We start from the raw sequence: 6540 nt of genomic DNA, 5'->3' as shown, positions 1-6540 counted from the left end.
GTCCGCCATCGAGGGGGGCGCCGGTGGCGTCGATGACGCGCCCGAGCAGCTTGGGTGACAGGGGAATCGAAGCGCTGTCGGCCAGGATGGTGACCCGCGCCCCCGCGGCGATGCCCGCGATGGGGCCGAGCGGAAGCAGCTGCAGCCCGCGGGCGTGGAATCCGACCACCTCCGCGAGCACGGGTCCGGAAGCGGTGTCGATCTCGCAGATGGCGCCCGTGGGGGCTTTGGGTCCGCGAGCCTCGACGATGGTGCCCACCATCTGCGTGACCTCGCCGACGCGCGTGACGGGGTTGATGCCGCGCAAGGCGGCGCTCACCGATGCGAGCGACTCGCGGAACAGGTGGTCAGGGGGTTGAGACACGAGAGATGGCTTCGGAGACCCGCTCGAGCTGCCCTTCCACCGTTGCGTCGACGCGCGCTCCAGGGGCTTCTACGAGGCAGCCGCCAGGGGTCACGCGTTCATCTCCCGCGTATTCGATGCGCTCGGCGCGAACTGCATAGGCCGCCTCGAGCTGTGCCTGCTCAAGGGCGGGCAGGTGCACCGGATTCACCTTCACCCGCACCCACGCGGCATTGCTCAGGGTGTCGAGGGCGGCGCGCACCTGCGTCACAATGATGTCCGGTTCGACCTCGACCTGGCGCTTGATCACGGTGGCCGCGATCTCGAGCATCACGCGATGCATCTCCGGCTCCATCTCGCGGAACCAGGCCTGCAGCTGCTCCTGCTGCATGACCTGCTGCTGCTGCACCAGCGCGAGCGCGTCTTGATACTGCTTTGACACCAGCTCCTGCGCCACGCGACGGCCTTCCTCGAGGCCGGCCTCGTACCCGCTCTTGTAGGCCTCCTGGCGCAGCCCCTCGGCCTGCGCCTGCGCCTCTTCGCGCAGGGCGTTGGCCTTCTGCTGCACCAGGGCCAGGATGGCGGCGCTGGCGGGGATCTCCTTGCGGGCGGTGGCTTCTTGGCTCATACCATCTCCTCTTCGACATCGAGCAGCACGATCTCGCCGCTGCGCTCGAGCTCGCGGAAGCTCTCCACGATCTTCTGCTGCGCTTCCATCACGTCTTTGAGGCGCACCTTGCCGAGCGCCTCGATGTCGGCCACGAGCATCTCGCGCACGCGCTCCGACAGGTTGCGCATCACCAGGTCCTCGATGTCCTTGGTGGTCTTCTTGAGGGCCATGGCCAGCGTCTTGCCGTCGATCTGCTTCACGATCTTCTGGAAGCTGCGATCGTCGAGACGCGTGAGATCTTCGAAGACGATGAGCATCTTCTTGGTGGGCTCCACGAGGTCGGGGCGCCGATCGACCAGGGCTTCCATGACCACGGTTTCCGAGTTTCGCCCGGCGTTTCGCAGAATGGCCACAAGGTTCTGCAGCCCACCCACCTTCACAGGCCCCTTTGACACGGTGTTGAGGCGCGTGGCGAGAACGCGGTCGAGCACTTCGAGGGCCTCGGTGTGGGGCTGGCGCATGCCGGCGATGCGCAGGGCGAGATCGGCCTGCAGCTCGCGGGGAAGTCCGCTGAGCACCACGCTGCCGAGCTTCGGGTTCAGGTAGGCGAGAATGAAGGCCCCCACCTGGGGATGCTCTTCCTTGATGAGCTCGATGAGCTGGGCGCGGTCGGTGCTCTGCAGGAACTCAAGCGCGGCGAACTGGTTCGACTCGAGGGTTCGCTTGAGGAGCTCGTCGGCGAAGGCTTCACGGTTGGTGCCCGCGAGCTCGGCGGCCTCCTCGAGGAACTGCATGATGATCTCCTGGCGGATCTCATCGGGCAGGGCCTTCGCGTTCTTCACCTCGCGCATCAACCGCGGCACGAAGCGCTGGTTGAAGTTGCGCAAGATGTCGACCGACGAGTCGAGGCCGATCTCGGTGAGCAGCACGGCGGCCTTCTGCAGGCCCGTGTACCCTTCTGCAATGCTCGAGCTGTCCACGGCGCTTTACCCCTTCTTCTCGGTCTCGTCGCGCTCCTGGTCCTTCGCGATCCACTTCTCGAGCACCGCGGCGATGGCGCGCGGGTCGTCGAGGGCCAGCTTGCGGACCTGGCTGCTGAGGATGTTGGATTCTTCCTTCGACGGTCCGAATCCGTCGACCACCGACATATCTGGCAGGGGAACCGTGCCAGACAGCCCACCAGACATATCTCCAGGGAACCCGCCCATCGGCCCCGTGCCAGGCTGCATCGGGTCGTAGCCGGCCATTCCCATTCCGCCCGGCAGGCCAGGGGCCAGCCCCGCGCCAGGACCGAGGGCGAGGTCGGCACCCGCACCTGTGGGCTTCGCCGGACGTGTCATGCGACCTGCGATGATCCAGAAGGCCAGCACGGCCAGCACGGGAGCTGCGAGTCGGGCCCATTCGAGCCACTTGCGATCGGGTGCCGAGGTCACCGTGTTGTCGGCGCCGGGCCCGCGGAACTTCACGAGCGCCACCTTCACCTCGTCCTTGCGCGATGCATCGAAGCCGATGCTCTCCTTGACCAGGTCGGTAATATCATCGATGCCCGGGCGGGTCAGTTTCAAGTCCTGCGAGAGGGCAACCGAGGCCGAGATGCGCTTCAAGCGGCCAGGGGCGATGACGGCGCGTTCCTTCACGTTCGAGATCTCGTAGTTCTCGGTGTTGCGCAGGTTCTTGTAGTCGGAGTTGGTCGACTGGCCGTTGATCTGGGTCACGGCCTTCGCGCCGGTAGCCGTGGCGGGCCCGACGGGCTTGCCCGTGCCCTTGTACGACTCGTCGGTCTGCTGACGGCTGCGCAGCACGCCCGTGTTCTTCTGGGCGTCGAGCGGCTTGTACTCCTGCGACTCGACGACACGCTGCTCGTTCTGCAGCTCGACGCTCACGCGCACCACGGCCATCCCCGCGCCCAGGATCTGGTCGAGCATCTCCTGCGTGCGCTTCTGGAGCTTCTTCTCCTCTTGCCTGGTGAGGTCAGACATGGTCGAGGCACCCGCGCTGCCGTCGGGACCCTCATCACCCGAAGAGAGCAGAACGCCCTTCGTGTCCATGATCGTGATGTTCTCCTTGAGCAGGTTCGGCACCGCGGCCGCCACCAGCGCCTGGATGGCGCGCACCTCGTTGGGGGTGACCACCGCGCCGGGCTTGAGCTTGAGCACGATGGAGGCGGTGGTCGACTTGCTGTCGTCAACCAGGATCTCGCGCTGCGGGAGCACGAGGTGAACGCGCACCGTATCGACCTCTTGCAGGGTGGCAATGGTCTGCTCGAGCTCGCCCTGGAGCGCGCGCATGTAGGTCACCTTCTCGCTCAGGGGCGACGTCTGGAAACGGGTCTTGTCGAACAGCTCGAAGCCACCCGCGTGACCTTCGGTGACGCCGGCGCCCGCGATGTCCATGCGCGTCTGGTAGAGCTGCGAGGCGGGGACGAGAATGGTCTCGCCGTCGTCGCTGATCTCATAGGGCACCTTGAGGTCCTTGAGCTTGCGTGTGACATTGGCGGCGTCGGCCTGCTTCAGACCGCTCATCAGCGGCTTGTAGTCGGGTCGCTTAGACCAGAGAACGACCAGGGCGAGGATGCCGATGCTGGCAATCACGGCGGCGCTGAGGGCGAAGCGCCCCTTGACGCCGAGGGTGTTCCACTGTCTCGTCAGCTCTTCCAGCATGCTCGCGTGCAGCTCTCTTTCTCAGTGTCGATGGAGGTCGGGGTGGGGGTCGTTTCGTCGCCTGGCGTCAGGCGCCGCGGCCGATCTCGAGGGCCCGCTGAATCATGTTTCGTGCTTCGGTGTAGGCGGTGACATTTGCCTCGAATGCGCGTGACGACTGCATCATCGATGTCATCTCGGTGAGGTAGTCGACGGCGGGGTAGGCCACCATTCCGCTCTCGTCGGCCACCGGATTGCCCGGCTCGTACTGCAGCCGCGAGGGCGCCTTGGCGTCGATGTTCTCGCCGGCCACCCCCTGGATGCGATGGCCGTTCATGAACTCGCTGAACTGGGCGTCTTCGGTGTCCATCGTGCCCTTCTCGCGCACCCGCACGCTGCGCACCTGCGCGGTCTCCTGACCGGGGCGGGCGGCGATGTGGACGATCGAGAGGTTGCGGGCGGAGGCCTCGAGGCGGCGCTGCTCGACGTTCATGCCGGTGGCGCTGATGCCCATCGAGCCAAAGAGCTCGGAGAAGCTGTTCATGGTCTATCGGCTCCCTTCCTGAATGACTGAGCGGTAGCGACGAAGCTGGTGGGTGATGAGCTGCGACATGGTCGCGTAGCTCAGCGAGTTCTGGCCGAGCTTGACCATCTGGTCCTGCAGGTCGGGGGCCTCGGTGGCGGTGCTCACGGCATTGTCCCAGACGTCGGAGGAGGCCCGATCGTCGACCATGTGGTTGGCGTCGGTCTTCGAGACGTCCATCACCTCGGGGTCAGACAGCCCGCGGGCCTGTGCGTCCATCACGGTCTTGAAGTCGAGGTCGCGGGTCAGGTAGCCCGGCGTGTTCATGTTGGCGACGTTGTTCGACAGCAGCAGCTGGCGTCGCTCGAGACCGTCGAGACCGGTCTTCAGGATGTTGAGGGTGGCGTTGTGCTCGAATCCGAACATGGGAGCGTCCTCTTCCTCTCTGGTGGGTAGCTTGTTTGCGGGTCGCGCGGGGGGCGCCTACTAGACCTGCATCCTCATGATCTCGCGGTACGCGTCGAGCACCTTGTTGCGTGCCTGCAGCACCGTCGAAAGTGCCAGGCTGGCCTCCTCGCCCGCGATCATGACGGAGTGCATGCTGCGCACGTCGCCCAGCACGGCGCCTCGGGCAGAAGCGTCGGCTGCATTCTGCATGTCGTTCACCTGGCTCACATACTGGCCGATCTGCTGCGCGAAAGACGAGCCGCCCCCCCCGAGGGGGATCTGCGGCGCAGACTGCGCAGCGTTGCCGATGGGGGCTGCGTATCCTGACCAACCTGTTCCTGCACCGATGCCAGAGATGTTCACGGGTGCCAGCCTCCCTTCTGAGTCGGGTCTTCGCCTCGAGGGGCGGCGACTCGATCTCCGTCTTCGGGCATTACATTGATGGCCGGCGCGCTGAACACTTTCGGTCGATCGAGGAATTTTTTCGGGCGCTTGCATCGACCCCTCATGAAGGAAGGGGACGGGGAGCTCGGGGACGCGCCAGGCCCAGGGGACGCGCCTCCATGGTACGGGTGAACCGTAGAGGAACAGGAGGAAAAAAAACTTTTGCGGGCCGAAAGTGTTCCGAGAACCAAGAGGCAATGTAATGCACGAGTCGACGTGACGAACCTCGACGGCGCGACCTGAACTCCCCTCCGGAGGAAGGGTGACGTCTCGAGGCCTGAAGCGGCGACAGCACCGGCAGGTGCCGGAGATGAGGCAGGCAGGTGCGATGAACGCGATCTCTCCCCTGTGGTGGGCAAGAACGCTCGGCATCGTGACCTTCTGCGCCGTCATCGCCGTGCGCTATCAAGATGGCACCGCCTATGCAACCCTGCTCGAGAGCGCGGTCTGGTCGATGCTGCTGGCATCGATTCTGGGATTCGGCGTCGGACGGGTGCTGCAGATGGTGGTCGGCGCTCTCGAGTCAGGTGGTGTGCCTCCGCAGACCGGCCAGATCGACGCCGAGATGCCCGGCACGATGCCGCCGCTGTCGTGACCCTCGTGTGCGCGAGCACCAACAACAAGCAGGGAGAAGGCCCGTGAACGCGCTGCAGACATCCGCCCCTCAGGTCCAGGAAGAGCTCATGCGAGAATACGCGCCGCTGGTGAAGCACGTGGCGGGACGCATCGCCATGTTCCTGCCTCCCCACATCCAGCTCGAGGACCTGCTGAGCGACGGCACCATCGGTCTTCTCGACGCCTTCGAGAAGTTCGACGCGGCGCGCAAGGTGCAGTTCAAGACCTACGCGACCCTGCGCATCCGCGGCGCCATCCTCGACGGCCTGCGGAACCTCGACTGGGTGCCGCGCAGCGTGCGCCGCCAGAGCCGCGCGGTGGAGCAGCGCACGGTCGAGCTCACACAGTCTCTCGGTCGCACCCCCACCCGCGAAGAGCTCGCCACGAGCCTCAACATGAAGGTCACGGCCCTCGACGACGTCATGACCCAGCTCAACGGCTCGTACGTCACGTCGTTCGAAGATCTCAAGCGCCTCACGAACAACGCCGAGACCCTGCTGGGCGAGACCCTTCCGGATGAGCGTCAGAACGTGGTCGACGAGGTGTCTCGTCTCGAGCGCTCCGCCATCCTCAAGGACGCCATCGAGCAGCTGAGCGATCGCGAGCGGCAGGTGGTGTACCTGTACCACTACGAAGGACTCACCTGCAAGGAGGTGGCCTCGGTGCTCGGTGTCTCCGAGCCCCGCGTGTCGCAGCTGCACACCCGTTCCCTCGGCAAGCTGCGAGAGCGGCTCGCGGGCCACAAGGACTACATGGTGAACGCATCTTGAACCTCTCCACCGTACAGGCGATACTCCACGAGGCCATCACCACGTCGCTGCTCGTTGTCGGCCCGATGCTCGTGGTCACGTCCGTCATCGGCATCGCCATGTTCCTGCCTCCCCACATCCAGCTCGAGGACCTGCTGAGCGACGGCACC

8 protein-coding genes are annotated in these 6540 nt (G+C 65.4%); 1 reads left to right on the top strand and 7 read right to left on the bottom strand.

What is annotated here, in order from left to right:
• From fliI to fliE, 7 genes are all read right to left on the bottom strand, one after another.
• Positions 1-364 (bottom strand): flagellum-specific ATP synthase FliI (gene fliI, locus EB084_17160; protein NDD29987.1); only part of this gene is annotated, 364 nt, incomplete at its 3' end.
• On the bottom strand, positions 348-971 hold the full coding sequence (locus EB084_17155) for a hypothetical protein (GenBank protein ID NDD29986.1): 624 nt from the start codon (positions 969-971) through the stop codon (positions 348-350). The genes EB084_17155 and fliI, both read right to left, overlap by 17 nt.
• Complete coding sequence (locus EB084_17150; GenBank protein NDD29985.1) at positions 968-1933, bottom strand: hypothetical protein; 966 nt, start codon at positions 1931-1933, stop codon at positions 968-970. Before EB084_17150 ends, EB084_17155 begins: the two co-directional genes overlap by 4 nt.
• Positions 1934-1939: 6 nt before the next feature.
• Complete coding sequence (gene fliF / locus EB084_17145; protein NDD29984.1) at positions 1940-3613, bottom strand: flagellar M-ring protein FliF; 1674 nt, start codon at positions 3611-3613, stop codon at positions 1940-1942.
• Positions 3614-3680: 67 nt separating this feature from the next.
• The gene (locus EB084_17140; GenBank protein NDD29983.1) at positions 3681-4136 is read right to left on the bottom strand and encodes a flagellar basal body rod protein FlgC; all 456 of its coding nucleotides are present in this window, start codon (positions 4134-4136) and stop codon (positions 3681-3683) included.
• Positions 4137-4139: 3 nt separating this feature from the next.
• Entirely contained in the window at positions 4140-4541 is a 402-nt protein-coding gene (gene flgB, locus EB084_17135) for a flagellar basal body rod protein FlgB (GenBank protein NDD29982.1), read from the bottom strand.
• Positions 4542-4601: 60 nt separating this feature from the next.
• On the bottom strand, positions 4602-5060 hold the full coding sequence (gene fliE / locus EB084_17130) for a flagellar hook-basal body complex protein FliE (protein ID NDD29981.1): 459 nt from the start codon (positions 5058-5060) through the stop codon (positions 4602-4604).
• 356 nt (positions 5061-5416) lie between these two features.
• Between fliE and EB084_17125 the strand changes: the two genes are divergently transcribed.
• Complete coding sequence (locus tag EB084_17125; GenBank protein ID NDD29980.1) at positions 5417-6391, top strand: FliA/WhiG family RNA polymerase sigma factor; 975 nt, start codon at positions 5417-5419, stop codon at positions 6389-6391.
• The last annotated feature ends 149 nt before the right edge of the window (positions 6392-6540 follow it).

This window comes from Pseudomonadota bacterium (assembly GCA_010028905.1).
GTDB lineage: Bacteria > Vulcanimicrobiota > Xenobia > RGZZ01 > RGZZ01 > RGZZ01.
The sequence above is the reverse complement of the archived record's forward strand: the minus strand, read 5'-3'. Positions and strand labels throughout refer to the sequence as shown.

Bases quoted from the DNA above. Each gene is read 5' to 3' on its own strand.
- EB084_17155 (NDD29986.1), bottom strand. From the start codon at position 971: ATGAGCCAAGAAGCCACCGCCCGCAAGGAGATCCCCGCCAGCGCCGCC.
- fliF (NDD29984.1), bottom strand. From the start codon at position 3,613: ATGCTGGAAGAGCTGACGAGACAGTGGAACACCCTCGGCGTCAAGGGG.
- EB084_17140 (NDD29983.1), bottom strand. From the start codon at position 4,136: ATGAACAGCTTCTCCGAGCTCTTTGGCTCGATGGGCATCAGCGCCACC.
- flgB (NDD29982.1), bottom strand. From the start codon at position 4,541: ATGTTCGGATTCGAGCACAACGCCACCCTCAACATCCTGAAGACCGGT.
- fliE (NDD29981.1), bottom strand. From the start codon at position 5,060: ATGCAAGCGCCCGAAAAAATTCCTCGATCGACCGAAAGTGTTCAGCGC.
- EB084_17125 (NDD29980.1), top strand. From the start codon at position 5,417: ATGGCACCGCCTATGCAACCCTGCTCGAGAGCGCGGTCTGGTCGATGC.